1 protein-coding gene is annotated in these 370 nt (G+C 37.8%); it reads left to right on the top strand.

Going from position 1 to position 370, the window contains the following annotated elements; translation table 11 throughout:
- Window positions 1–370 (top strand): reverse transcriptase domain-containing protein (locus NE547_RS18065; protein WP_256176631.1); only part of this gene is annotated, 370 nt, incomplete at both ends.

Below are 370 nucleotides of genomic sequence, written 5' to 3'. Positions count from 1 at the left end.
ACCAAAACCAAACGGTGGAGTACGAAATCTTGGAATTCCAACAGTAGTAGACAGAATCATAGAACAAGCAATTACCCAAGTTCTAACACCAATATTTGAGCCGCAGTTTAGTGAACATAGTTATGGTTTTAGACCAGGTAGAAGAGCACAACAAGCAATAGTAAAGCTACTAGAATATCTAAATGATGGATACACATACGTAGTGGACATTGACCTAGAAAAGTTCTTTGATAACGTACCACAGGACAAACTTATGTACCTTGTAGGTAAAACGGTGAAAGACCCGGATGTAATATCTCTTGTAACTAAGTATCTAAGAGCTGGAGTTATGGTAAAAGGGAAATACAAAGAAACCACTATAGGAACTCCG

Origin of the sequence: Flavonifractor sp. DFI.6.63 (assembly GCF_024462255.1) — a bacterium.
Classification (GTDB): domain Bacteria; phylum Bacillota; class Clostridia; order Oscillospirales; family Oscillospiraceae; genus Lawsonibacter_A; species Lawsonibacter_A hominis.
The sequence above is the reverse complement of the archived record's forward strand: the minus strand, read 5'-3'. Positions and strand labels throughout refer to the sequence as shown.